This window comes from Nocardioides sp., assembly GCF_025964975.1.
In the GTDB taxonomy this organism is placed as follows: Bacteria; Actinomycetota; Actinomycetes; order Propionibacteriales; family Nocardioidaceae; genus Nocardioides.
In genome coordinates, this window is sequence record NZ_JAOPXV010000042.1 from 1 (window position 1) to 23870 (window position 23870).

Annotated in this window: 25 protein-coding genes and 1 tRNA gene; 20 read left to right on the forward strand and 6 right to left on the reverse strand. The window is 68.5% G+C overall.

Features of this window, described 5'->3' with window-relative positions; genetic code table 11:
• Positions 1-183, forward strand: a 183-nt coding sequence (locus JWN68_RS03120) for a sigma factor-like helix-turn-helix DNA-binding protein (RefSeq protein ID WP_297734567.1), incomplete at its 5' end; no start/stop codon positions are given.
• A 27-nt stretch (positions 184-210) separates the two neighbouring features.
• On the opposite strand, the gene JWN68_RS03125 is transcribed toward JWN68_RS03120, so the two are convergent.
• Both JWN68_RS03125 and glgX read right to left on the reverse strand, forming a co-directional pair.
• Positions 211-900 (reverse strand): ion channel, encoded by a 690-nt coding sequence (locus JWN68_RS03125; RefSeq protein WP_297734570.1) that lies wholly within the window; start codon positions 898-900, stop codon positions 211-213.
• A complete protein-coding gene (glgX, locus tag JWN68_RS03130) occupies positions 897-3065 on the reverse strand; it encodes a glycogen debranching protein GlgX (protein WP_297734573.1) in 2169 nt (722 codons plus the stop codon). The genes JWN68_RS03125 and glgX overlap by 4 nt, the downstream gene beginning before the upstream one ends.
• Positions 3066-3138: 73 nt before the next feature.
• Between glgX and JWN68_RS03135 the strand changes: the two genes are divergently transcribed.
• The 12 genes from JWN68_RS03135 (at position 3139) to JWN68_RS03190 (ending at position 11188) form a co-directional block, all read left to right on the forward strand.
• Entirely contained in the window at positions 3139-3927 is a 789-nt protein-coding gene (locus JWN68_RS03135) for an enoyl-CoA hydratase-related protein (protein ID WP_297734576.1), read from the forward strand.
• Between the two features lie 29 nt (positions 3928-3956).
• Entirely contained in the window at positions 3957-4325 is a 369-nt protein-coding gene (locus JWN68_RS03140; RefSeq protein ID WP_297734579.1) for a hypothetical protein, read from the forward strand.
• Positions 4326-4361: 36 nt separating this feature from the next.
• Positions 4362-5075: an Ig-like domain-containing protein gene (locus JWN68_RS03145; RefSeq protein WP_297734582.1), complete on the forward strand. Its 714-nt coding sequence runs from the start codon at positions 4362-4364 to the stop codon at positions 5073-5075.
• Between the two features lie 200 nt (positions 5076-5275).
• Positions 5276-6079: an electron transfer flavoprotein subunit beta/FixA family protein gene (locus JWN68_RS03150; protein ID WP_297734585.1), complete on the forward strand. Its 804-nt coding sequence runs from the start codon at positions 5276-5278 to the stop codon at positions 6077-6079.
• Between the two features lie 14 nt (positions 6080-6093).
• Positions 6094-7059, forward strand: coding sequence for an electron transfer flavoprotein subunit alpha/FixB family protein (locus JWN68_RS03155; RefSeq protein ID WP_297734588.1), 966 nt, complete (start codon positions 6094-6096; stop codon positions 7057-7059).
• Between the two features lie 149 nt (positions 7060-7208).
• Entirely contained in the window at positions 7209-8462 is a 1254-nt protein-coding gene (locus JWN68_RS03160) for a glutamate-5-semialdehyde dehydrogenase (protein ID WP_297734591.1), read from the forward strand.
• A 29-nt stretch (positions 8463-8491) separates the two neighbouring features.
• Positions 8492-8641 (forward strand): hypothetical protein, encoded by a 150-nt coding sequence (locus tag JWN68_RS03165; RefSeq protein ID WP_297734595.1) that lies wholly within the window; start codon positions 8492-8494, stop codon positions 8639-8641.
• A 4-nt stretch (positions 8642-8645) separates the two neighbouring features.
• The gene (nadD, locus tag JWN68_RS03170; RefSeq protein WP_297734598.1) at positions 8646-9284 is read left to right on the forward strand and encodes a nicotinate-nucleotide adenylyltransferase; all 639 of its coding nucleotides are present in this window, start codon (positions 8646-8648) and stop codon (positions 9282-9284) included.
• The gene (gene rsfS, locus JWN68_RS03175) at positions 9281-9664 is read left to right on the forward strand and encodes a ribosome silencing factor (RefSeq protein ID WP_297734601.1); all 384 of its coding nucleotides are present in this window, start codon (positions 9281-9283) and stop codon (positions 9662-9664) included. Before nadD ends, rsfS begins: the two co-directional genes overlap by 4 nt.
• Positions 9661-10314: a histidine phosphatase family protein gene (locus tag JWN68_RS03180; RefSeq protein WP_297734604.1), complete on the forward strand. Its 654-nt coding sequence runs from the start codon at positions 9661-9663 to the stop codon at positions 10312-10314. The genes rsfS and JWN68_RS03180 overlap by 4 nt, the downstream gene beginning before the upstream one ends.
• 43 nt (positions 10315-10357) lie before the next feature.
• A tRNA-Ala gene (locus JWN68_RS03185) sits at positions 10358-10433 on the forward strand.
• 530 nt (positions 10434-10963) lie between these two features.
• Positions 10964-11188, forward strand: coding sequence for a hypothetical protein (locus tag JWN68_RS03190; protein ID WP_297734607.1), 225 nt, complete (start codon positions 10964-10966; stop codon positions 11186-11188).
• On the opposite strand, the gene JWN68_RS03195 is transcribed toward JWN68_RS03190, so the two are convergent.
• From JWN68_RS03195 to JWN68_RS03205, 3 genes are all read right to left on the reverse strand, one after another.
• Positions 11149-12198, reverse strand: a complete 1050-nt coding sequence (locus tag JWN68_RS03195) for a CDP-glycerol glycerophosphotransferase family protein (protein ID WP_297734610.1) — start codon at positions 12196-12198, stop codon at positions 11149-11151. The two genes, JWN68_RS03190 and JWN68_RS03195, sit on opposite strands and share 40 nt — an antisense overlap.
• A gap of 111 nt (positions 12199-12309) precedes the next feature.
• Positions 12310-15558 carry a S8 family serine peptidase gene (locus JWN68_RS03200; RefSeq protein ID WP_297734613.1) on the reverse strand — a complete coding sequence of 1083 codons (3249 nt, stop codon included), beginning with the start codon at positions 15556-15558 and terminating at the stop codon, positions 12310-12312.
• A 216-nt stretch (positions 15559-15774) separates the two neighbouring features.
• Positions 15775-16059, reverse strand: coding sequence for a hypothetical protein (locus JWN68_RS03205; RefSeq protein ID WP_297734616.1), 285 nt, complete (start codon positions 16057-16059; stop codon positions 15775-15777).
• Positions 16060-16195: 136 nt separating this feature from the next.
• Here JWN68_RS03205 and JWN68_RS03210 point away from each other — a divergent pair, with 136 nt between their 5' ends.
• The 7 genes from JWN68_RS03210 to JWN68_RS03240 all read left to right on the forward strand — a co-directional run bounded on the left by JWN68_RS03210 (position 16196) and on the right by JWN68_RS03240 (position 23404).
• Complete coding sequence (locus JWN68_RS03210) at positions 16196-16675, forward strand: DUF4383 domain-containing protein (RefSeq protein WP_297734618.1); 480 nt, start codon at positions 16196-16198, stop codon at positions 16673-16675.
• A 184-nt stretch (positions 16676-16859) separates the two neighbouring features.
• Complete coding sequence (locus JWN68_RS03215) at positions 16860-18425, forward strand: amino acid permease (protein ID WP_297734621.1); 1566 nt, start codon at positions 16860-16862, stop codon at positions 18423-18425.
• Positions 18426-18436: 11 nt separating this feature from the next.
• A complete protein-coding gene (locus JWN68_RS03220; RefSeq protein WP_297734624.1) occupies positions 18437-19171 on the forward strand; it encodes an FCD domain-containing protein in 735 nt (244 codons plus the stop codon).
• A 9-nt stretch (positions 19172-19180) separates the two neighbouring features.
• Positions 19181-20539, forward strand: a complete 1359-nt coding sequence (locus JWN68_RS03225; RefSeq protein WP_297734627.1) for a glutamine synthetase family protein — start codon at positions 19181-19183, stop codon at positions 20537-20539.
• A gap of 1 nt (position 20540) precedes the next feature.
• Positions 20541-21917, forward strand: coding sequence for an aldehyde dehydrogenase family protein (locus tag JWN68_RS03230; protein ID WP_297734630.1), 1377 nt, complete (start codon positions 20541-20543; stop codon positions 21915-21917).
• A complete protein-coding gene (locus JWN68_RS03235; protein ID WP_297734633.1) occupies positions 21914-22681 on the forward strand; it encodes a 3-oxoacyl-ACP reductase in 768 nt (255 codons plus the stop codon). The genes JWN68_RS03230 and JWN68_RS03235 overlap by 4 nt, the downstream gene beginning before the upstream one ends.
• A gap of 12 nt (positions 22682-22693) precedes the next feature.
• Positions 22694-23404 carry a gamma-glutamyl-gamma-aminobutyrate hydrolase family protein gene (locus JWN68_RS03240; protein WP_297734636.1) on the forward strand — a complete coding sequence of 237 codons (711 nt, stop codon included), beginning with the start codon at positions 22694-22696 and terminating at the stop codon, positions 23402-23404.
• A gap of 3 nt (positions 23405-23407) precedes the next feature.
• On the opposite strand, the gene JWN68_RS03245 is transcribed toward JWN68_RS03240, so the two are convergent.
• A partial coding sequence (locus tag JWN68_RS03245; protein ID WP_297734639.1) for an SDR family oxidoreductase occupies positions 23408-23870 on the reverse strand: 463 nt, incomplete at its 5' end.

Consider the following 23870-nt stretch of genomic DNA (forward strand, 5'->3'; position numbering starts at 1 on the left):
GCTGACAGCAGCGACCCGCTCGACGAGCTCGCAGCTGTCCGGGAGGCGCGACAGGCCCTGTCCCGTCGAGAAGAGGTCGCCGTACGCCGTGCGCGTGTCGCGGGCTTCAGCTGGGCCGAGATCGGCACCTTGCTGGGCGTCACCAAGCAGACGATGCACCGCAAGTACCGCAAGGTCGGCTGAAGTCCCCCCCACGCAGTGAGGTGTGGCTCAGTCCTGCTTGGTCCGGTTGGCTCGCGTGGCGGTGTGCTCGACCGTGAGCGCGATCATCCGGGCCACGACCAGGGCGATGTAGAGCATCCCCGCGATCTGCTCGAGCATCACGAACGAACGCGCGTTGGGCCGGACCGGCACGATGTCGGAGAGGCCCAGGCTCGTCATCGTGGTGACCGAGAGATACAACATCTCGAACCATGCCTTGGCCGTGAGCGGATCAGTGACGACGGTGTAGGAATCAGGCCAGATGATCTCGACAGCGACGAAGATGTAGGCGAAACCCCACGCCACGACCGTGAACGTCGCACCGGTGGCGTAGAGCTCGTCGGTCGTGACGATGTGGTCGGCGAACATGTAACGAAGCAGGGCGTAGGCCGTGTAGAGGTAGAAGACCGCGTGGAAGATCGATGACCACAGCACCACGGACTCGGTGCCCGGAGAGATCGCCTCCCAGATCGACAGCACCACCACCGGGAGCCCGAGGATGCCCGAGATCCAGTTCAGGGCGGGCGTCATCCGCACCGCCATGACCGCGAGGACCAGGACGAGGAGGGCGAACGTCGAGAAGACGGCACGCCCGAGCGGCTGCTCGCCGAGGAACGGGTAGATCACGATCCCCATCAGCTGGATGATGAGGAGGTCGGCGCACGGGTGCTTGATGACCGGGACGCTGCGCCAGTTCACTTGACCTCCCGCATCACGATGACGGACCGAGCCTGCTGGCACATCGTGCCCGCCGCGACCACCGGCGTCCCCACCGGGTTGTCCGGATCTGTCGACAGCACGATCTCTCCCGATTGCACCCAGTCGTTCATCGGCGGGGTCACCTCGACCTCGTGCCCGGACGCGTTGAGCCAGATGATGAACGACGCGTCGCGCAGCTGCTCGCCGTGAGGGCCGGGCGACCGCAGCGGATCGCCCGAGACGAACATGCCGAAGCACGCCAGCGTGGCGTCGTGCCAGTCGGCCTCCGTCATCTCGCGGCCGGTGGGATGCAGCCATGCGACGTCCTTGGGCCCGCCCCGGATGGTGGGTCTCCCCTCGAACCAGCGGCGCTGGCGCAGGGCCGGGTGGTCGCGCCGGATGCGCAGCGCGGCCCGGGTGACCTCGTAGACGTCGAGCCAGGCGTCGTCGGGGCGCCAGTCGATCCAGGAGACCTCGTTGTCCTGGCCGTAGGCGTTGTTGTTGCCGCCCTGGGTGCGGCCGCGCTCGTCACCGGCGGTCAACATGGGCACGCCGTTGGATAGGCACAGTGATGCCATCAGGTTGGCCGCCTGTCGGCGCCGCAGCGAGACGATCGCGGCGTCGTCGGTCTCGCCCTCGACGCCACAGTTCCACGACCGGTTGTCGTTGGTCCCGTCGTGGTTGTGCTCGCCGTTGGCCTCGTTGTGCTTCTCGTCGTAGGACACCAGGTCTCGCAGGGTGAAGCCGTCGTGCGCGGTGACGTAGTTGACCGAGGCGTACGGCGAACGCCCGTCGTCGGCGTACAGGTCGCTCGATCCTGCCAACCGGGTCGCGACGGTCCGCACCCCGGCGGAGCGTCCGCGCCAGAAGTCCCGCATGGTGTCGCGGTACTGGTCGTTCCACTCCACCCACGGCGGCGGGAACTGACCGACGCGGTAGCCGTCCATCGAGGCGTCCCAGGGCTCCGCGATCAGCTTCACGTGGCGAAGGACCGGATCCTGGCCGATCGCCATGAGCAGTGCACTGTTCATGTCGACGCGCTGGTCGGTGCGGGTGAGCGCGCTCACGAGGTCGAAGCGGAACCCGTCGACGTGCATCTCGCTCACCCAGTAGCGCAGTGAGTCGAGGATCAGGCGCAGGGTCTGGGTGTGCGAGGCGTCGACCGTGTTGCCGCAGCCCGTGACGTCCCAGTAGCGGTCCGGCGGGGGGCCTGCCAGCCTCCCGTCGGGGGAGTCGGGGCGCGCGCGCTGGTAGTAGCCCAGGTCGTCCAGGCCCCGGAACGACAAGGTGGGGCCCAGGGGCTCCGCCTCGGCGGTGTGGTTGTAGACCACGTCGAGGATGACCTCGAGGCCGGCCTCGTGCAGCGCCTTGACCATCTGCTTGAACTCACGCACCTGCCCACCCCGGTCGCCCGAGGACGAGTAGGCGTTGTGGGGCGCGAAGAACCCGATGGAGTTGTAGCCCCAGTAGTTGGCGAGCCCCCGCTCCGCCAGTCCGATCTCCGAGACGAACTGGTGGACCGGCAGCAGCTCGACGGCCGTGACGCCCAGCTCGCAGAGGTAGTCGGTGACGGCGGGGGTGGCGAGGCCCGCATAGGTCCCGCGGAGCTCGGCGGGCACGCGGTCGTGCAGCTGGGTCATGCCCTTCACGTGGAGCTCGTAGATGACCGTGTCACGCCAGAGCCGCCGCGCGGGGGCGTCGTCGCCCCAGTCGAACCCGCCCGCGACGACGACGCTGCGGGGGACGAAGGGCGCCGAGTCGAGGTCGCTGCGAACGTCTGGGTGACCGACCACGTGGCCGAAGATTGCCGGGTCGGGTGTCAGGGAGCCGGAGAATGCCTGGGCGTAGGGGTCGAGCAGGAGCTTGCTCCGGTTGAATCGGAGGCCGTGGGCGGGGTCCCAGGGGCCGTCGACGCGGAAGCCGTACAACGTCTCGGGCGCCAGCCCCGGGACGGCGCAGTGCCAGACGCCGAGCGAGTGCTCGGTGAGGGGGACCTCCCGCTCGCTCCCGTCGTCACCGAAGACACACGCCCACGCCCCGGTCGCTCGAGGCGCGTAGACGGCGAAGTTGGTCGCGTCGGCCGTCCAGGTCGAGCCCAGCGGCCAGTTGCGTCCGGGCCAGACCATCGTGGTCTCGCCCTCGTAGTCCCACATTCCCGGTGTCACCCGGGCATTGTCCCCTCCCCTTGCGCGGGCCCCGCCATGGACTCGCGCACGGACTGACGCTATGAATGCTCACATGAGCCAGCATGAGGACGTCGTCCGCCTCGAGGTGTCCGACGGCATCGCGACCATCCGGCTGGACCGGCCGAAGATGAACGCGATCAGCTTCGCCGTCCAAGCCCGTCTGACCGCGGCTGCGGCCGAGGCCACCGAGCGTGACGACGTCAAGGCAGTCGTGCTCTACGGCGGGGAGCGGGTCTTCGCGGCCGGCAACGACGTCAAGGAGATGGCCGACCTCTCCTACGCCGAGATGGTGAAGGTGTCCGCGTCCGTGCAGGGCGCCGTCACCGCCATCGCGCGCATCCCCAAGCCCGTGGTCGCAGCCGTGCGCGGCTACGCGCTGGGTGGGGGCTGCGAGCTCGCCTTGGCGGCCGACATCCGCATCGCCGCCGATGACAGCACCTTCGGCCAGCCTGAGGTGCTGCTCGGCATCATCCCGGGCGCTGGCGGCACCCAGCGCCTCTCGCGCCTGATCGGTCCGAGCAAGGCCAAGGACCTCGTGTTCACGGGCAGGTTCGTCAAGGCCAGGGAGGCGTTGTCCCTCGGCCTGGTCGACAAGGTCGTGCCTGCCGATGAGGTCTACGCCGCAGCGCTGGCCTGGGCCGGACAGTTCACGACCGCCGCCAGCCTGGCCATCCGCGCGGCCAAGGAATGCATCGACAGGGGCCTCGAGGTCGACATCGACACCGGGCTCGAGATGGAGCGGATGCAGTTCGCCGCGATCTTTGCCACCGAGGACCGTGCCATCGGCATGCGTTCGTTCGTTGAGAACGGGCCGGGCCAGGCGACGTTCGTGGCACGGTAACGCCAGCACACCAACCGGAAGGACCCCCAGTGGCCAAGGACAAGACGACCACCGACCGCAAGGAACCGGGCAACGGCAAGGCCAAGGCAGCCGCCGCCGCCTCTGCCGTGCGCTCCCGGATCGCCCAGGTGGTGTGGCTGATCTGCGTGCTCTGCGCGCTGGTGCTGGCCCTCGGAGCGCTGCTGGTCGCGCTTAAGGCCAACGGCGACAACACCCTGGTGCAGTTCATCAAGGAGACGGCCGGGTTCGTGGACCTGGGCGTGTTCGACCGCAACGACGGCGTCCTCAAGTTCACCGGTGACAACGCCGTGATCAAGAACGCGCTGGTCAACTGGGGGCTGGCTGCCGTCGTGTGGCTGATCATCGGTCGCATCCTGGATCGCATCATCCGACCCTGACCACCAGCACGAAATCCTTTCTCAGGAGGAAATCGCATGTCTGCATCGATACGCACGAAGACCTTTGTCGCCGGGGGCCTCGCGGTGGTCTTGACGGGGGGCGGGCTCGCGGCGACTGCTCCTGCACAGGCCAGCGCCCCGGGTGCCGCGGTCGTGGCCGCTCGCGCCGTGCCGTCGAGCACGACGCTGAGGGTGGCGCCCAGGGCCATCCAGTACGGCGCACCGGTGGCGGCCACCGCTCAGGTCACCACCACCAGCGGCGTCCCGGCCGGGGAGATGACGTTCGTCGTGGACGGCGTGTCCACCAAGGCGCCCGTCGTCGGCGGGATCGCGAAGCTGGAGATCAGGCCGTCCGACGTGGGCGTCCAGACCGTCAGTGCGACCTTCACGCCCAGTGACCCCGCCGCCTACCAGGGCAGCGCGGCCTCGCCGGCGAGCTTCACGGTGACCAAGGCCGACACGACCACCCGGTTGCGGATCATCGGCAAGGAGGTCGGGGAGGAGACCAGCGCCACGATCATGGTCATCGGCTTCCACCGGACGGTCCCGTCGGGCAAGGTCAAAATGGTGCTGCGCAGGGCCGGCCAGTCCCAGGTCCTCGAGACGAGGCGGGGCCGGCTCGGCAAGGGCTCCCGCGGCTTCGACCTCGGCCCGCTCGAGCGCGGTCGCTACCGCGCCGTGGTGAAGTACCTCGGCGACACCAACCACCGCAGGTCCGCGATGGCGAAGCGGTTCTGGGTGTCCCGCTGACGGTCGTCCACACCTGACGAACCGCCCCGGAGCCCTGGCTCCGGGGCGGTTCGTTGTGAGTAACCCCACCGCGGGACCTGTTCCGGAGGCGGTTACCGAAAGGTAGCCTCACCACCACACATCCTAGGATCGGCGTGCGCCCGTGCAAGAGACCAGCGCTCACCGATCACCACCACAGGAGGGGCCGCGAGGCCAACACCATGAACATTGTCGTCTGTGTGAAATACGTGCCTGACGCCACTGCTGACCGGCAGTTCGAGGCGGACAACACCGTCGATCGCGTCGGCGTGGACGGACTGCTGTCCGAGCTCGACGAATACGCCGTCGAGCAGGCGCTCCAGCTCAAGGAGAAGCGCGCCGACGAGGAGGTCACGGTGACCGCGCTGTGCGTGGGTCCCGAGAAGGCCGTCGACGCGGTCCGCAAGGCGTTGCAGATGGGCGCCGACAAGGGTGTCCACGTGACCGACGAGGAGATCGCGGGCTCCGACTACATCGCGACGTCGCTGGTGCTGGCGAAGGCGATCGAGAAGATCGGCGCGGACAACGGCCCGGCCGACCTGATCGTCTGCGGCATGGCCTCGACCGACGCGTCGGGCAGTGTCGTGCCGGCGATGCTGGCCGAGCGGCTGAACCTTCCCCAGGTGACGCTCGCGTCGGTGGTGGAGACCCAGGGCGACCAGGTCCGGATCAAGCGCGACAGCGAGGGCTCGACCGAGGTCATCGGCGCGACCATGCCGATCGTGCTTTCGGTGACCGACCAGACCGGCGAGGCCCGCTACCCCTCCTTCAAGGGCATCATGGCGGCGAAGAAGAAGCCGATGGAGACGCTGTCGCTGGCCGACCTCGGCATCGAGGCCGACCAGGTCGGGCTGTCCGTCGCCTGGTCCAAGGTCGAGGACACCACCCCCCGCCCGCCACGCACCGCCGGCGAAATCGTCACCGACGAGGACGGCTCGGGCGCGGTCGCGCTCGCCGGCTTCCTCGCGTCCAAGAAGTTCATCTAAGGGAGCATCGCCTCATGTCTGAAGTTCTGGTTGTTATCGACCACGTCGACGGCGAGGTCAAGAAGCCGACCTACGAGCTCCTCACCATCGCGCGGCGGCTCGGCGAGCCGTCGGCCGTCTTCTTCGGCGCTCCCGACAAGGCCGACGGCGTTGTCGAGAAGGCCAAGGCGTACGGCGCGGAGAAGGTCTACGTCATCGACGATGCCGAGCTGAAGGGCTACCTCGTGGCCCCGAAGGCCGAGGCCATGGCTCAGCTCGCTCAGCAGTCGTCACTGTCCGCGATCCTCTTCCCCTCGACGTTCGAGGGCAAGGAGGTCGCGGCGCGCCTGGCCATCAAGATCGAGTCCGGCCTCATCACCGACGCGGTCGACGTCCAGGCGGGCGACGGCGGAGCGCCGGTCACCACCCAGTCGGTCTTCGCCGGCAGCTACACCGTCACCGCGACGGTGACGCGCGGCACGCCGATCATCACGGTCAAGCCCAACTCGGCCGCCCCCGAGGAGACTGCCGGCGCCGGCACGGTGGAGGCCTTCACCCCGACCATCTCCGATGCCGCCAGGACGACGCAGATCATCGCCTCGCAGCCCCGGGCGGCGACGGGCCGACCCGAGCTGACCGAGGCTGACATCGTGGTCTCCTGCGTCCGCGGTACGGGCGGCAACTTCGACCCGATCGAGAAGTTCGCCGACTCGCTGGGCGCCGCTGTCGGCGCCTCGCGTGCGGCGGTCGACTCCGGCTGGATGCCGCACTCCTACCAGGTCGGCCAGACCGGCAAGACGGTCTCGCCGCAGCTCTATGTCGCCAACGGCATCTCCGGTGCGATCCAGCACCGAGCCGGCATGCAGACGTCGAAGACGATCGTCGCCGTCAACAAGGACAACGAAGCGCCGATCTTCGAGCTCGTCGACTTCGGTGTCGTCGGTGACCTGCACTCGGTCCTCCCAGCCGCGACCGAGGAGATCACCAAGCGCAAGGGCTGATCCGCTCAGCTCGTACGCCGAACGCCCCCGACTGCTGGTCGGGGGCGTTCGGCGTGGCGACGCGTGCAATCCTCCACCACCTGGGGCACGACCTGTCCGGAAGTGAGATGTCGCCGGGCGGCGAAGGCTGCAGACCTACGCTGACCAGCATGACCCACGACGCCGGAGCCGTCCGCGAGGTCGCGGTTCGAGCCCGCACCGCCAGTCACGACCTCGCGCTCGCCATCCGTGCCACCAAGGACGCAGCCCTGCTGGCGATGGCGCGGGCGCTGCTCGACGCCACGTCCTCCATCCTGGCCGCCAACGCCGAGGACGTCGCTCGCGCCGAGGAGGCCGGCACCCCCGTCAACATCATCGACCGCCTGCGCCTCGACGACGACCGTCTGGCTTCGATGGCCGCGGGCCTGCGTGACGTGGCCGGGCTGCCCGATCCGGTCGGCGAGGTGGTACGAGGCTCGGTCCTGGCCAACGGGCTGGAGCTCCGCCAGCTCCGGGTGCCCTTCGGGGTGGTCGCGATGATCTACGAGGCGCGTCCCAACGTCACAGCGGACGCCGCGGGGATCTGCCTGAAGTCGGGCAACGCAGTCCTGCTCCGCGGTTCGTCGAGCGCGCGCTCGAGCAACGCGGCCATCGTGGCGGCGCTGCGATCGGCACTCGTCGCCTCGGGCCTCCCGCAGGACGCGGTCCAGCTCGTGCCGGGTGACTCGCACGAGTCGGTCAGGGCGCTGATGCGGGCCCGTGGCCTCGTGGACGTGCTCATCCCGCGTGGGGGTGCCGGCCTCATCCGGAGCGTCATCGAGGAGGCGTCCGTCCCGGTGATCGAGACCGGTGTCGGCAACTGTCATGTGTACGTCGACGCGTCGGCCGACCTCGACCAGGCCCTCGCCATCGTGGTCAACGCCAAGACCCACCGCACCAGCGTGTGCAACGCGGCCGAGTCGTTGCTGGTCCACGCAGCCGTCGCCGTCGACTTCCTGCCCCGGGTGATCGAGGCGCTCCAGGAGCAGGACGTCACCGTCCATGGGGACGAACGGTTCAGCAGCTACGACGGGGTGGTAAGAGCGACCGACGATGACTTCCGGACCGAATACCTCTCCCTCGACATCTCCGCGGCGGTGGTGCACGACGTCGAGGCTGCCATCGAGCACATCCGTACCTACTCCAGTGGCCACAGCGACGCCATCGTGGCGCGCGACCAGGTCACCATCCGACGCTTCGTCGCGGCGGTCGACTCAGCGGCCGTGCTGGTCAACGCGTCGACCCGGTTCACCGACGGGGGCGAGTTCGGTTTCGGCGCCGAGATCGGGATCAGCACCCAGAAGCTGCACGCCCGGGGGCCGATGGGCCTGCAGGAGATGACGTCCACCAAGTACGTCGTCGTCGGCGACGGGCACATTCGTTAGGGCCGCAGTCGGCCGATAGGATGGCGCCCATGTCGCTGAGCGCCCTGATCATCGCCGCTGCCGAGTCCCAAGGCGAGCCGGCCATCCACCCCTACGCCGTCGGCGGCATCGCCCTGGCGATCCTTCTCGGGCTGTTGCTGGCCCTGGTCACCTTCGGTGGCGGGCGCGAGCACAGTTAAGGCCGTGACTCCTCCTGGTGCCCGTCGTGTGGGCGTGATGGGCGGCACCTTCGACCCCATCCACCACGGCCACCTGGTGGCCGCCTCCGAGGTCCAGGCGTGGTTCGACCTCGACGAGGTCGTCTTCGTGCCGACGGGCGCTCCCTGGCAGAAGGCCGACCGCGACGTGTCGCCGGCGGAGCACCGCTACCTGATGACGGTCGTGGCGACGGCCGCCAACCCCCGGTTCCGCGTCTCCCGGGTGGACATCGACCGTGACGGGCCCACCTACACCATCGACACGCTCCGCGACCTACATGCGCAGATGCCCGATGCCGACCTCTACTTCATCACCGGCGCCGATGCGCTGGCGGAGATCTTCACCTGGCGCGACGCTGACGAGCTTTTCGAGCTCGCGCAGTTCGTCGGGTGCACTCGTCCGGGCTATGAAATGGACAAGACGACCCTTGATGCGATCCCCTCGGATCGGGTGACCATGGTCGAGATCCCCGCACTGGCGATCTCGTCCACCGATTGCCGCGCGCGCAAGCGTCGCGGCGAACCCGTCTGGTACCTCGTGCCGGACGGGGTCGTGCAGTACATCGCCAAGCACGACCTCTACGCCGCACCGACTTCTGACACCAACAGCAGGGATGCACAATGACCGCCACCGACCACGCCATCGAGCTCGTCCAGATCGCCGCCGAGGCGGCCGTCGACAAACTTGCCCAGCAGGTCATCGCCTTCGACGTCAGCGAGCAGCTGGCGATCACCGACGCGTTCGTGCTGGCCTCCGCCACCAACGAGCGCCAGGTCAAGGCCATCGTCGACGAGGTCGAGGACAAGTTGCGCGAGGCCGGCGCGAAGCCGATCCGCCGCGAAGGCCACCGTGAGGGTCGCTGGGTCCTTCTCGACTACGGCGAGATCGTCGTGCACGTCCAGCACGAGGAGGAGCGGCAGTTCTACGCCCTCGAGCGGCTGTGGCGCGACTGCCCGTCGATCCCTGTGGCGCAGCCCGGACCGCCGCCCGCCGCTGACGCGTGACCCGCACTCTGGTCCTGCTCCGTCACGGCCGGACCGCCTGGAACGCCGAAGGTCGGGCACAGGGGCACATCGACGTCCCCCTCGACGCGATCGGACGTGCCCAGGCCGCGGCTGTAGCACCGGTCATCGCCGCGCTCGCGCCGTCCTACGTCTGGTCCTCCGATCTCGCGCGAGCCGCTGAAACCGCTGAGGTCGTCGCTGCCGCCTGCGGGCTGCCGATCGCGCGCGACCCGAGGCTCAGGGAGTACGGCATGGGGGAGCGGTCGGGCCTGACCATCCCTGAGTTCGCGGCAGCCTTCCCGTCCGAGCACGCGCGTTGGTTGGCTGACGGCGGGCCCGGCCAGAGCGCCGACTCCGTGCCGGGTGCCGAGTCGACGGCTGACGTGCTGGCACGCGTGCTGCCGGCGCTGCGCGACGCCATGAGGGCCGTGGAGCCGGGGGAGACCGGCGTGGTCGTCGGCCACGGCGCAGCGATGAGGGTGGCGCTGGTCGCGTTCCTCGACTGGGAGCGGTCGGCTGCCTTGAGGCTGCGCGCGCTGGAGAACTGTGCGTGGGCCGTCGTGGACGACAGCGGCCTCGGTCACGCGCCACGGCTGGCGGCGTACAACCGACTGGCACCCGATTTCACTTCTGCGGGAGCCGTTGGCTAGGATTCCGCGAGTTGTCTGATCGACGGTGTCGATCAGCCCCGATGGGGGTGTGGCGCAGCTGGTAGCGCATCTGCATGGCATGCAGAGGGTCAGGGGTTCGAGTCCCCTCACCTCCACCATCACCGCAGGTCAGAGGCACTTCACGAGGAGACTCGGGGGAGTGCCTCTCGTGCTGTCTGACCGGACTGGTTGCGACTGCTCAGGAACCTGCCGGAGGCGATGCCTGCCATTCCTCGTCCGGGCCTCTCGCGGGACCGCGCCGGCGTAGGGCGGGGGATTCCGCTACGTCGACGCAGTCAGCCGGAACGCGCATCGGGGGCGGAGTCCGGCTCGGCCAGAATAGGGGCAACGGCGCCGACCTGCGCCATCGCAACTGGGTAAATTCTTGGGACTAGTACAACTCAACAAGGGCGTAGCGTGCGGGCTACGTCGCTGCGCGTCCCACGCTCCTCGGGGGGGCTCGCACCATCGACGAGGGGGTATCTCCACCCGCCGTTGCTCTACGGGTTTCCTAGGACCGACGACGGGTGGCGTCTCGGCGTACGACCACTCAGGGCCCTCCGTCGAGGTACCGGCCATCGCGGCACCCTAGGGGTGTTGGCACGGAGCGCGCAGCGTGGCGGGTTGAGATCCCTACGAGAGCAATCCCATGAAGATGCGCAGGATCACCCACGCCCTGGTCGCCAGTCTCCTCGCTCTCACCGTGGCGACGACTGCCACGGCCTGCTCGGACAAGCAGGAGAAGGACACCCCCGGCGACATCGACAACGACGAGAAGAACGGCAAGGACGGCGAGAACGGCGACCGCCGCCGAGCACGGAGAGGGGACGCGCCTCAGAGGTCGAGCCGCGCCAACAGCCGGTCGGTCGCGTGACCGTCCTCCAGGGAGCAGTACCTCTCCTGGAAGGCGGCATACGCGCCGGACTCGGCTGGCAGGTCGTTCAACGCTGCGACCAGCTCGTCCTCGGTCCCCACGACCGGCCCGGGAGCCTCGGGCACGAAGTCGAAGTAGAAGCCGCGGACGGAGTCGCGGAAGTGGTCGAGGTCGTAGGTGAAGAACACCACGGGACGTCCGGTGATCGCGAAGTCGAACATGGCAGAGGAGTAGTCGGTGACCAGGACGTCCGCGGCGAGGTAGAGATCGCGCACGTCCGGATGGAGCGACACGTCCAGGATGCTGGGCGAGGACGGGATGGGGCTGCGTCCGGTCATCAGCGGGTGCAGGCGCGCCAGCACCACGTGCTGCGGCCCCAGCCGCCTGCTGAGTTCTGCCAGGTCGAGCGCCAGGGGCACGGATGGCGAGCCCTCGACGAAGGCCTCGTCATCGCGCCACGTCGGGGCGTAGAGGACGACGGTGGCGTCGCGGTCGATCCCGAGGTCGCTGCGGATGCGGCCGGCCTGCTGGTCCCGGTCTGGAGCGCTGAGTGCATCGTTGCGGGGATAGCCGATCTCCAGCACCTCCCCGTCGTAGCGGAAACCGCTGCGCAGCCGTGGCGTGCTGACAGCGTTGGGTGAGACGAGGACGTCCCACTTGGCCACATCGAGGTCCAGGCGGTCCAGGCGGCCCTCGGGGGCCCAGAGCACGTCGCGGTGGATCCGCTTGAGCGGGGTGCCGTGCCACGTCTGGACGTAGGTCGTGGCAGACGACTTCTCCCACTCGACCTCCGTGTGCGTGTTCGCGATGACGAGATCGGCTGACTCGAGGGCGGCCGTGGCCTCGGGACCGTCGATGGGGACAGTTCTGACTCCCGGGGGAAAGGAGCCGAGGTGCGGCCCGTCGGACAGCCACACCTGGTCGAGGGACGACCGCCCCTGGAGCCGTTCGAACACGGCGCGAGGACTGTCGGAATAGCGGCCGTGGAAGCTGTTGTAGACGATCTGCACCGTCGCAGTTTGGCAGACGGACCCACGAAACGGGGGACAGGTGCTGCTCCCCGGGGACGACGAAAGGCCCCGTCAGAGAAGTGTCTGACGGGGCCCTGTCGCGCAAGAGGGTTACTCGGTGACGCTCTTGATCGACACCGTGCCGGTGCCCAGCAGGGCCCCGGTGTCGCTCGTGACATTCATCGCGCCGAACAGCGAGCGGCCGGCGGCCACCGACTGCTTGGCCGTGATGGTGCCGTTGACCGTGCGGGCCTCACCGCTGGCCAGCGGGAACGGCGTCGAGTCGACCGACAGGTTGCCGAGAGCCTCGGCGTAGAAGACGTCGCGGTAGTCGAAGGTCGTCGTACCTGCCGGCACGTCATAGCCCTCGACGGTCACCGTGTAGGTGCCCGCGGTCGGGTTGACGTAGCTGACCGCCTCCTCCGAGTCGCCGTCGGCCGACGACTTCTTGCCGCTGGGACCATCGACAGTGAGGTCCAGGTCAGCTCCGGCGTCGCTCGTGTTGCCGATCTGCACGTCCAGCCTCGACGCACCCGCCGGCACCTCGACCGTGTAGGTCTTGTTGACGTGGTTGTCGATGCTCTCGGTGCTCGACTTCGCCGAGCCGAGAGCCCCGCCGTTGGCGGAGGCCGTGACCTGACCGAAGTCGTTCGTCACGTCCCACCCCACGGGGGTGGCGACACCCTTCTGCACGGTCTCGAGCGTCTGGGACGCGGGGTCGACCGTGACGCCGAGCAGCGAGGCGTCCAGGGTGAACGGGTTCTCGAGCAGCGGCGACGTACGACGCGACTCCACGAGGATCTCCCAGATGCCGGGCTGCGGGTTGGCGTAGGAACGTACGGCCGGGTTGCAGACAGCGACGTCGCTGAAGTTGGAGTAGCAAGCGGTGCTGGCGGTCGAGTCCACCCCCTGACCGAACGGGTGGAAGGCCAGGAACCGCGTCTGGCTACCGGCGGTGATGCCGGACAGCCTGACCTGCAGCGCCTTGGTGCCGGTCGGCACGTTGACGTAGAAGCGCTGCGTCTCGTTGCGGTAGGAGACCGCGGACTTCGTGAAGCCGTACGTCGGCGCCTTGAGCTCGGCGGCTGCCACGACCGCGTTCATGACCGCGAAGTCAAGGCCCTTGGTCTTGGCATCGTCGAGGCGCAGGAGTGCGGTGTGTGCCCCTTCCGAGGGCTTGGCCGTGACCTGGACGACGACCGGCTTGTTCAACGGCAGGCTGACCGAGGTCTGGCCCAGCGAGAACGTACCGTCGTTGCCTCGCAGGCTGAGGGCGTAGGTGCCCGACTTGGCCTTGCCCGACGTGCGGGTGATGGTGACCGGGTAGGTGCGGGTGGACCCGGCTTCCTGACCACCGGCGTCGGCGGCGCAGCGGTTGTAGACACCTGTGCCGGTGGTCTGCTCGAGGATCTTCCAGATCTCGGTGCAGACGGGCGCGGACGACGTAAAGGTGTTGGGAGTCAGGCCCTGACGGAACAGCGTCCAGGCGGCCGGGATGTTGATCTGGCCGTGGCCCTGGAGGAACGCCGGGACGCCTGGGTTGTAGACCGCCGTGGAGGAGACGGCCTGGCGCAGTGCGGCGGCGTTGCCGGTGGCCAGGCCCTCCTGCTTGCCGGCGGACAGCAGGAGCGCCATCGCGCCTGCGGCCTGCGGAGAGGCCATCGAGGTGCCGTTGAACATCGCGTAGCCGGCCGGGAGGGTGTAGCCCGCTTCGGCGACTGCGGTGCCGGGCTGCCAGGTCGGCGTCGTGGAGATCGCCGAGCCCGGTGCCGTGATGTTCGGCTTGAAGCCGCCGTCCTCGCGGGGGCCGCCCGACGAGAAGGTCAGCATGCCCGACTCGAAGCGGACGTCGGAGCCGTAGTTGGACTTCCAGGTCGCCTTGGAGACCTGGGCGCCGACGCTGACGACGTCCGAGGCGACCGACGGGTCGCCGATCGTGTTCAGGGCATTGCCCGAGTTGCCGGCCGAGATCACGATCTGGACACCGAGGTCATTGATGATCCGGTTGTAGAGCGCGGCGCGGGCGTTGTTGCCGTCGTTGAGGGCGGGCAGGCCGCCGATCGACATGTTGATGATGTCGACGCCGCGGTTGGCGGCCAGCTCGGCCATGCCGTCGGTCAGGGCGACCGCGGTGCAGCCGGGACCGAAGGAGCAGGCCCGTGCTGCGACCAGGTTGGCGCCGGGAGCAGCGCCGTCCATCGCGCCGCCGAACATGTTGTTGGCGGCGGTGATGCCGGCGACGTGCGAGCCGTGCGCGCCGGAGACGATCCCGATGTCGACGAAGTCGGTGGTGCCGGGCAGGCCGAAGGGTGCCAGCGGCACGTCTTCCTTGTAGTCCACGACAAAAGGCATGGCCTCGACGACGTCGGTGGCGGGGTTGTCGGTGCCGAACGTGCCGACCTGGAACTTCTCGGCGTACGGCCGGCGGACCCGCTCGTCGGTGAAGTCGAGGTCCTGGTCGACGTCGATGATGATGTCGTGGGTCGTCTCGTCGTAGAGGATGCCCCAGCGGTCGGTGGTGTCGCCGTCCCGGTTGACGTCGCCGAGGACCTCGCCGCCGGCGACGTTGGTGGTCGACTCGGTGAAGCGGTTGTACTTGAAGGTGCCGTTCGGGGACTTCCACGTCAGTCCGGATCCGGCGAAGGTGCCGTCGGTCGGCGTGACTGAGGTGAGCATGGCCCGCCAGGTGCCGTCGCCCTCGGAGGGTGCGGTGGCGGTGAACCAGTCGGTGATCTTGCGCTCACCGGTGGACGTCTTCTGCAGGGCAGGGTGAGCCAGGTCGATGCCCGAGTCGAGGATGCCGATCGTGACACCTCGCCCGTCCCACCGCGAGTGCCCGGCGCGGAAGGCGATGGCCCCCGTCTCGTTGGTCGGCATGTAGGGGTTGTTGTCCGGGGTCGTCGCGCCCGGACCCGCGGCAGCGGCTGCGGCCTGACCGTTGACCTCGACGTCCGGGAGCGGGATGACCTGGTCGAGGTCAGCCGCAACCACAGCGTCGGGCGCCACCGCCTTCGTCACTGCCTTGACGGGAACATCGGCACTGAAGTAGCCGAGCTTGCCGGCCGAGTAGCGGATGTAACCACCCAGGGCCTTGACCTGCTTGCGTGCCTGCGCCGTGGAGCCCTTCTCGGCCACGAACATGACGGTGACGGTCCTGTCGCCGGCGGCGAGGGCCTCAGCGAGGAGCTCGCGGTCAGCGGCGCCGAGCTTGTCGGACTTCTCCACCGTCTTCGGCGGCTCGGTCGATGTGTCGTCCGGTGTTGCCAGAGCAGGTGCGGCGAGGCCTCCGGTCAGGAGGGTGCCGGTTGCGAGCGCCGCGAGCGAGATGCGCGCGCGGCCCCATTGACGTTGTCTGAACAAGGTAAGTCCCCTAGATCCCGAGATGACACGTTGGGACCGGCGCGCATGACTCGCGTCACACGGGCTGGCCGAGGACAGTTGACAACAGATTTCCCGATTGCACCACCATGACCGGGGTCCTTTCTGTATCGTCGTCAGATTTCTGCACTTCTCCACGGCCCCACCACGAGGTGCGTCAGTGCTGGGCGGGGCGTAGCCGGGGATCAGTGCGAGGTGTCAGGGTCGCGGATTGGTTCGGGTCCAGGGCTTGCTGTCCCGGCGCTCGCCCATGGCGGCCGCACACCGTCGGCACACCTCGGCGACCCGGTCGGCATCTCGGCCGGTGGCCGGCTGGACGTCCGGCCACTCGATGTGGGAGAAGCGCCGGAGCTGGGACCTGTGCAGGGAGAGCCCGCAGAGGGTCTGGTTGGTCCCGGGGTGCCAGGCGTGCACCTCACCTGCGGGCGAGCGGAAGCCGTCGGGGTCCGTCCAGCTGCTGGTCGCAGCGACACAGGTCCTCATGGGGCCGCTCGTACCCGTCGGCCCGCCCACACATGCCAGCCCTTCGGGTGAGGAGAAGGCGTCCGTCCGAGCGTTAGCCTTTTTGCACCGCAGGTGGATCGACAGATCCGACGTACACAAAGGAGATCTGAGAGCGATGAGCGACCACACTCACGACGCGCACGACCGAGGCAAGACTGTTCGGCTCGCAGCCAAGGCAGTCGGTGCCGTCTTCCTCCTCGTCGGGATCTTGGGCTTCATCCCGGGCATCACGACGAACTACGACGCGATGGAGTTCGCCGGCCACGAGAGCCGGGCCGAGCTGCTGGGAATCTTCCAGGTCTCCATCCTCCACAACATCGTCCACCTGCTGTTCGGAGTGGCGGGTCTGGCGATGTCCCGGACCACGAGGGGCGCCATCTCCTACCTGATCGGTGGCGGGGCGATCTATCTGGTGCTCTGGCTCTACGGCCTGGTCATCGACAAGACCAGTGGCGCGAACTTCGTGCCCCTCAACAGCGCCGACGACTGGCTGCACTTCGTCCTCGGTCTCGCCATGATCGGGCTGGGGTTGATGGGCCGCAAGGCTCTGGAGCACTCCCACACGGGAACCGGCTCCACCGCCACCAGCCACTGACGTTCCGCCCACGCAAGGCCGGTGCCCTCCTCTCGAGGGACACCGGCCTTGCGGCATGCCGGGAGCCGCGCGGTTAAAGGTCTAAGGTCATGCCATTGACAGTCTGGGTGAGCCACATCACACTTGCCGCAAGTTTCGACCAGGGAGAGGCAAGGTCATGAGCACAGAATCGCGCGATCGGCACGTGGAGACAGACGCAGACAGCAGGCGCCTGGCGGAGATGGGCTACAGCCAGGACCTCGACCGGAGTTGGTCGGGCTTCTCCAACTTCGCCATCTCCTTCTCGATCATCTCGATCCTGGCCGGCTGTCTCACCAACTTCGCGGCGGCCTGGAACAACGGTGGCCCAGTTTCCATCTCCTGGTCGTGGCCGATCATCAGCGCGTTGATCCTGGTCATCGGCCTCACGATGTCCGAGCTGGTCTCCGCCTACCCCACGTCGGGCGGCATCTACTGGTGGGCAGCCAAGCTGGGCGGCCCACGGGCCGGCTTCTACACGGGTTGGCTCAACCTCATCGGGCTGATCGCCGTCACCGCGGGTGTGGCCTATGGCTGCGCCACGTTCATCGACTTCACGATCAGCGCGTTCTCGAGCTCCTGGGCGGAGGGTTACTCGCTCACCCGAGTCTTCGTCATCTTCCTGGTGGTGCTGGCGATCGCTTCGGTGCTCAACATCTTCAGCGGTCACCTGATGGCGATCATGAACAACGTCTCGGTCTGGTGGCACGTGGCGGGTGTCCTGGCGATCGTGCTGATCCTGCTGTTCGTCCCCGACGAGCACCAGAGCATCAACTACGCCTTCACCGAGCGGATCAACAACTCGGGCTACTCCGACGGCAGCGTCTCCAGCTTCATCTTCTTCTTCGCGGTGATCCCGTTCGGGTTCCTGCTCACGCAGTACACGATCACTGGCTACGACGCTTGCGCCCACCTGAGCGAGGAGACCAAGGGTGCCTCGATGGGTGCCGCGAAGGGCATCTGGCAGTCGATCCTCTACTCCGCGATCGGCGGCTACATCCTGCTGATGTGCATCGTCTTCGCGGTCCCGAACGGCGCCGACGGCAACCCGGACAACGCGCTCGGCGCAGGTGGCGTCCTACCGATCTTCGACGCCGCCCTCGGGGCCAACTGGACCGGCACGGTGCTGTTCATCTCGTCCGCAGGGCAGCTGTTCTGTGCCGTGTCCTGCATGACGTCCTCGTCCCGGATGACCTACGCCTTCAGCCGTGACCGCGCCGTCCCCGGATCGCACCTCTGGTCGAAGCTCTCGTCCAACCGGGTCCCCGCGAACGCCGTACTCCTGGTCGCTGCGATCAGCGTCCTTGTCACGCTGCCCGCCCTGGTCGAGGTGAACATCGGTACGGCCGACGCGCCCATCATCGTGCCGATCGCGTTCTTCGCTGTCACCTCGATCGCGGTCCAGGGTCTCTACCTCTCCTTCGCGATCCCGATCTACCTTCGCTGGAAGCACGGGGAGAACTTCGAGCGCGGCGAGTGGCACAACGGTGAGAAGTACAAGTGGATGAACCCGCTCGCCGTCGCCGAGATCGTGATCGTGTCCCTGTTCCTGATGATGCCGAGCTATCGCGGGGGCATGCCTGGTGACGAGCTGTTCTCCTGGAAGTTCGTCAACTACGCCCCGATCGTCGTGATCGGCGTGCTCATCGCCATCACGATCTGGTGGGAGGTGTCGGCGAAGAAGTGGTTCAAGGGCCCGATCCGCACGATCGACCCGGCTGAAGTCCCCTGAGTCGGGCGGCCATGAACCTTGCCCGAGCCTCGGATCAGCTGGGCGATGTCGTCCTCCGTCCCGTCCGGGGGCACCACGCGTTCGAGGGCTGCGTCGAGCAGCTGGCGACCGCGATCCGGCTCGGTGTCTTCCCCAACGGGTCGGCGCTGCCCACCGAGCGCGACCTGGCCGAGCGGATGGGCGTCTCCCGGGCCACCCTCCGGGAGGCGATCGCCGCCCTCAGGCAGGCGGACATGGTCCGCACCACCCGGGGCCGGGGCGGCGGGACGGTGGTCTCCTACCGCCCGCAAGCACCAGTGGGGGACGGATCGGCGGGACTCGCCGATCGCAAGGAACAGCTGCTCGACTGCCTGACCTTCCGTCGGGTGGTCGAGCCGGGGGCCTGCCACGTAGCGGCGAGTCGCGGCATCTCGGCGTCCGACCGCATGCTGCTGACCACCTCGTTGGCCGCGGTCGACGAGGCAGTCGACTCCGCCGTCCACCGTCAGGCGGACTCGCGCCTGCACCTGGCCATCGCCAGCGTCACCGCGTCGCCGATGACCATCAGGTCCGTCACCGAGGTCCAGTCCTGCCTGCACGACATGCTCCAGGCGATCCCCGTGCTGGACGTCAACATCGAACACTCCAGCCACCAGCACCGGGCGATCGTGAAGGCCATCCTCGACGGGGAGCCGACAAGAGCCAGGCGCGCGATGGAACAGCACTGCGACGACACGGCTGCGCTGCTGCGCGGTCTTCTCGGATAAGGGGCACACATGACTCGCAACGACAGGCACCTCACGGTCCACGACCTCAAGCGCCGCATCGAGGCCGGGGAGATCGACACCGTGGTCGTGGCCTTCACCGACATGCAGGGCCGGCTGCAGGGCAAGCGGCTCCACGGCCAGTTCTTCCTCGACGTGGCCCTGGAGCAGGGGACCGAGGGGTGCAACTACCTCTTGGGCGTCTACGTGGACATGAACACCGTCGGTGGTTACGCGATCACGTCGTGGGACCGGGGGTACGGCGACATGGAGTTCGTCCTCGATCTCGAGACCATCCGCCTGCTCACCCACCTCCCCGCCACCGCGATGGTCCAGTGCGACCTCGTGTGGCCCGACCACTCGCCGGTGTCGCAGTCACCGCGCAGCATCCTCAAGCGCCAGCTCGAGCGGGCCGCCGAGCAGGGGTTCGTGGCGCTCGCGGGGACGGAGCTGGAGTTCATCGTCTTCGAGGACAGCTACGAGGAGGCGCACGACGCCGACTATCGGGGCCTGACGCCCGTCAACCAGTACAACGTCGACTACTCGATCCTCGGGACGACGCGGGTCGAGCCGCTGCTGCGTGACATCCGCAACACGATGTACGCCGCAGGCATGAACGTCGAGGGCGCCAAGGGGGAGTGCAACTTCGGGCAGCACGAGATCGGCTTCCTCTACGACGAGGTGCTCGTCTCGGCCGACAACCACGCCGTCTACAAGACGGTCGCCAAGGAGATCGCGTCCCAGCACGGCAAGTCGCTGACGTTCATGGCGAAGTACGACGCGCGCGAGGGCAACTCCTGCCACATCCACCTGTCCCTGCGCGGCGCAGACGGCGAGATCGTGTTCTGGGAGGACGACCACCGGTCTGAGCTCTACGACCAGTTCATCGCCGGCGTGCTCGCGACCATGCCCGACTTCACCTTGCTGTACGCCCCCAACATCAACTCCTACAAGCGGTTCGCGGACGGCTCGTTCGCGCCGACGACCATCGCCTGGGGGGAGGACAACCGCACCTGTGCCGTCCGGCTGGTGGGCCGCGGGCCCAGTGCCCGGATGGAGAATCGCGTGCCCGGCGGAGACGTGAATCCCTACCTCGCCCTGGCCGCGATGCTCGCCGGCGGGCTGCACGGGATCGAGCAGGGGCTGGAGCTGGGACCGGCGCTGGAGGGCAATGCCTACGTCTCCGAGCTGCCCAAGGTCCCGGCCACCTTGCGTGATGCACGGGAGGCGTTCGCGGGTTCGGCGATCGCCAGGAAGGCGCTCGGCGGTGAGGTGGTCGACCACTACACCAACATGGCCGACGTCGAGCTCGCCGCCTTCGACGCCGCCGTCACCGACTGGGAGCTGCGCCGCGGCTTCGAGAGGCTGTGACATGACGACCTTCACCGTGGTCAACCCCGCCACCGCCCAGCCCGTCACGGACGTGGCCATGGCGACCGTGGAGGGGACCGACGCCCACATCGAGCGGGCGCACGAGTCCTTCCCAGCGTGGCGTGACGTCGCCCCGGGGGAGCGCGCCCGCCTGCTGCGCTCCTTCGCCGCGGTCGTCGACGCGCACCTCGACGAGCTCGCCGACCTCGAGGTGCGCAACGCCGGCCACACCCTCGCCAACGCCCGCTGGGAGGCGGGCAACGTCCGCGACGTCCTCAACTACTACTCGGCCGCACCGGAGCGGTTGTTCGGCCGGCAGATCCCGGTGCCCGGCGGCATCGACGTCACCTTCCACGAGCCGCTCGGCGTGGTCGGCATCATCGTGCCCTGGAACTTCCCGATGCCGATCGCGGGCTGGGGGTTCGGTCCCGCACTCGCAGCCGGGAACACGGTCGTGCTCAAGCCCGCAGAGCTCACGCCCCTGACCGCGATCCGGCTCGGTGAGCTGGCGCTCGAGGCGGGCCTGCCCGAGGGCGTGCTGACGGTGATCCCCGGCAAGGGCTCCGTCGTCGGCGAGCGCTTCGTGACACACCCACTGGTGCGCAAGGTCTGCTTCACCGGGTCCACCCAGGTCGGCAAGCAGATCATGCGGGGATGCGCCGACCAAGTGAAGCGGGTGACCCTTGAGCTCGGGGGCAAGAGCGCCAACATCGTCTTCGCCGACGCGGACATCGCGAAGGCGGCCGCGACTGCGCCGTACGCCGTCTTCGACAACGCCGGACAGGACTGCTGCGCGCGCTCCCGGATCCTGGTGCAGCGTTCGGCGTACGACGAGTTCCTTGGCCGGCTCGAGACGTCGGTCAAGGCCCTCAAGGTGATCGACCCCGCCGATCCGGAGAGCGAGATGGGGCCCCTCGTCTCGGCCAAGCAGAAGGAAGCCGTGCGCGGCTACCTCGACAGCGTCGAGACAGCCTTCACCGGGACGGTCCCGGAGTCCGACGGCTTCTGGGTCCCGCCGACCGTGGTGCTGGCCGACGACCCGGCCATGCCGATCTGGCGCGAGGAGGTCTTCGGCCCCGTCGTGGCAGTGATGGCCTTCGACGACGAGGAGGAGGCGGTCCGGCTCGCCAACGACACAGAGTACGGTCTGTCCGGCTCGATCTTCACCCGCGACGTGGGCCGCGCCCTGCGCGTCGCACGCGGCGTCGAGTCGGGCAACCTCAGCGTCAACTCGCACTCCGCCGTGCGCTACTGGACTCCCTTTGGGGGCTACAAGCAGTCAGGCCTCGGGCGCGAGCTCGGCCCCGACGCCCCCGCAGCCTTCACGGAGGAGAAGAACGTGTTCATCGCCCAGGAAGAAGTGAGGGAGCAGTCATGACCGGACGCCTCGACGGCAAGGTCGCCGTCGTCACGGGAGGGTGCTCAGGGATCGGGCTCGCCACCGTGCGCAGGTTCGTCGAAGAGGGAGCCAAGGTCGTCATCGGCGACCTCGACGACGCTCGTGGCGACGAGCTCGCCGGCGAGCTGGGCCTCACCTACGTCCATGTGGACGTGACGAGCAAGGACGACGTGGACGCGCTGTTCCGGGCGGCGAAGGACGCCCACGGATCGGTCGACATCGCGTTCAACAATGCAGGGATCTCCCCGCCCGAGGACGACTCGATCCTCGACACCGACCTGGATGCGTGGCGCCGGGTGCAGGACGTCAACCTCACCAGCGTCTACCTCTGCTGCAAGGCCGTCCTGCCCTACATGCTCGAGCAGGGCAGGGGCTCGATCATCAACACGGCGTCGTTCGTCGCGGTGATGGGAGCTGCCACCTCGCAGATCTCCTACTCCGCCTCGAAGGGCGGCGTGCTGTCGATGAGTCGTGAGCTCGGCGTCCAGTTCGCGCGGGAGGGCATCCGGGTCAACGCCCTGTGCCCCGGACCGGTGAACACCCCGCTGCTCCAGGAGCTGTTCGCCACCGACGCCGAGCGCGCCGCGCGGCGCCTCGTGCACGTCCCGATGGGGCGGTTCGCCGAGCCCGAGGAGATGGCCAACGCGGTCCTCTTCCTCGCCTCCGACGAGTCGTCCTTCATCACGGCGTCCACGTTCCTGGTCGACGGTGGGATCTCCGGCGCCTACGTGACTCCCCTCTGAGGCGAGGTCGTGGTGACCAGGCCGCTTATCGGGCTCAGCACCTACCGTGAGCAGGCGCGGTGGGGTGTGTGGGACCAGTCCGCCGACCTGCTGCCGACCACCTACGCGCGGTCGATCGAGGCTGTCGGGGGTGTGCCCGTGCTGCTGCCGCCGACGTCGCCGTACGCCGAAGCGGCTGGCGCCGTCCTGGCCAGGCTCGACGCACTGGTGATCAGCGGTGGGGCGGACGTCTCACCGGAGCGGTACGGCGAGCAGCCGCACGAGCGCACCACCAGTTGGCGCGACGACCGTGACGCCTGGGAGGTCGCCCTCCTCGAGGCCGCCGACGAGCAGGGCCTGCCGGTGCTCGGCGTGTGCCGGGGGATGCAGGTCATGGCGGTCCAGGCCGGGGGAGTGCTCGACCAGCACGTCCCGGACCTCGTCGACCACGACCGCCACAGCCCGGTCCCGGGGTTCTTCGGCGAGACCCCGGTGTCGCTGGCGCCGGGCAGCAGGCTGGCTTCGCTGCTGGGCACCTCGCTCACCGTGCACTGCCACCACCACCAGTCGGTGCGCGAGCACCCCGGCTTCACGGCCACCGCGTGGGCCGACGACGGCCTCGTCGAGGCGATGGAGGCGGCGGGCGATCGACTGTGCGTCGCGGTTCAGTGGCACCCGGAGATGGCTGCCGACGCCGGCCTCTTCCGTGGCCTGGTCGAGGCGGCCTCGTCCCGGACCTCCTGACGCTTAGGCGATGGTCATGCCGCCGTCCACGGGCAGGGTCTGACCGGTGATGTAGCCGGCGGCCTCCGAGGCCAGGAAGACGACGGTGGCAGCGAGCTCCGCCGGGTCGCCCTTGCGACCCGCAGGCACGCGCTGGAGGGCGAGGTCGAGGTAGCCGTCGGGGTAGGTCTCGGTCATCTCGGAGGCGAAGAAGCCAGGCGCGAGCGCGTTGACCCGTATGCCCTTGCGGCCCGTCCACTGCTGGGCCAGGTCGCGGGTGAGGCCGCCGAGGCCGGCCTTGGAGGCGGAGTACGCGGCCTGCGGCAGGCCGCCCGTCGTTATGCCGAGGATCGAGGAGATGTTGATGATGCTGGACCCGGGCTCCATGACCCGCCCGCAGGCCTGCGACATCCAGTAGCAGCCGTTGAGGTTTACTTCGATGACCGAGCGTAACTGATCGGGCTTCTCACGCGTGGCTGGTACGTCG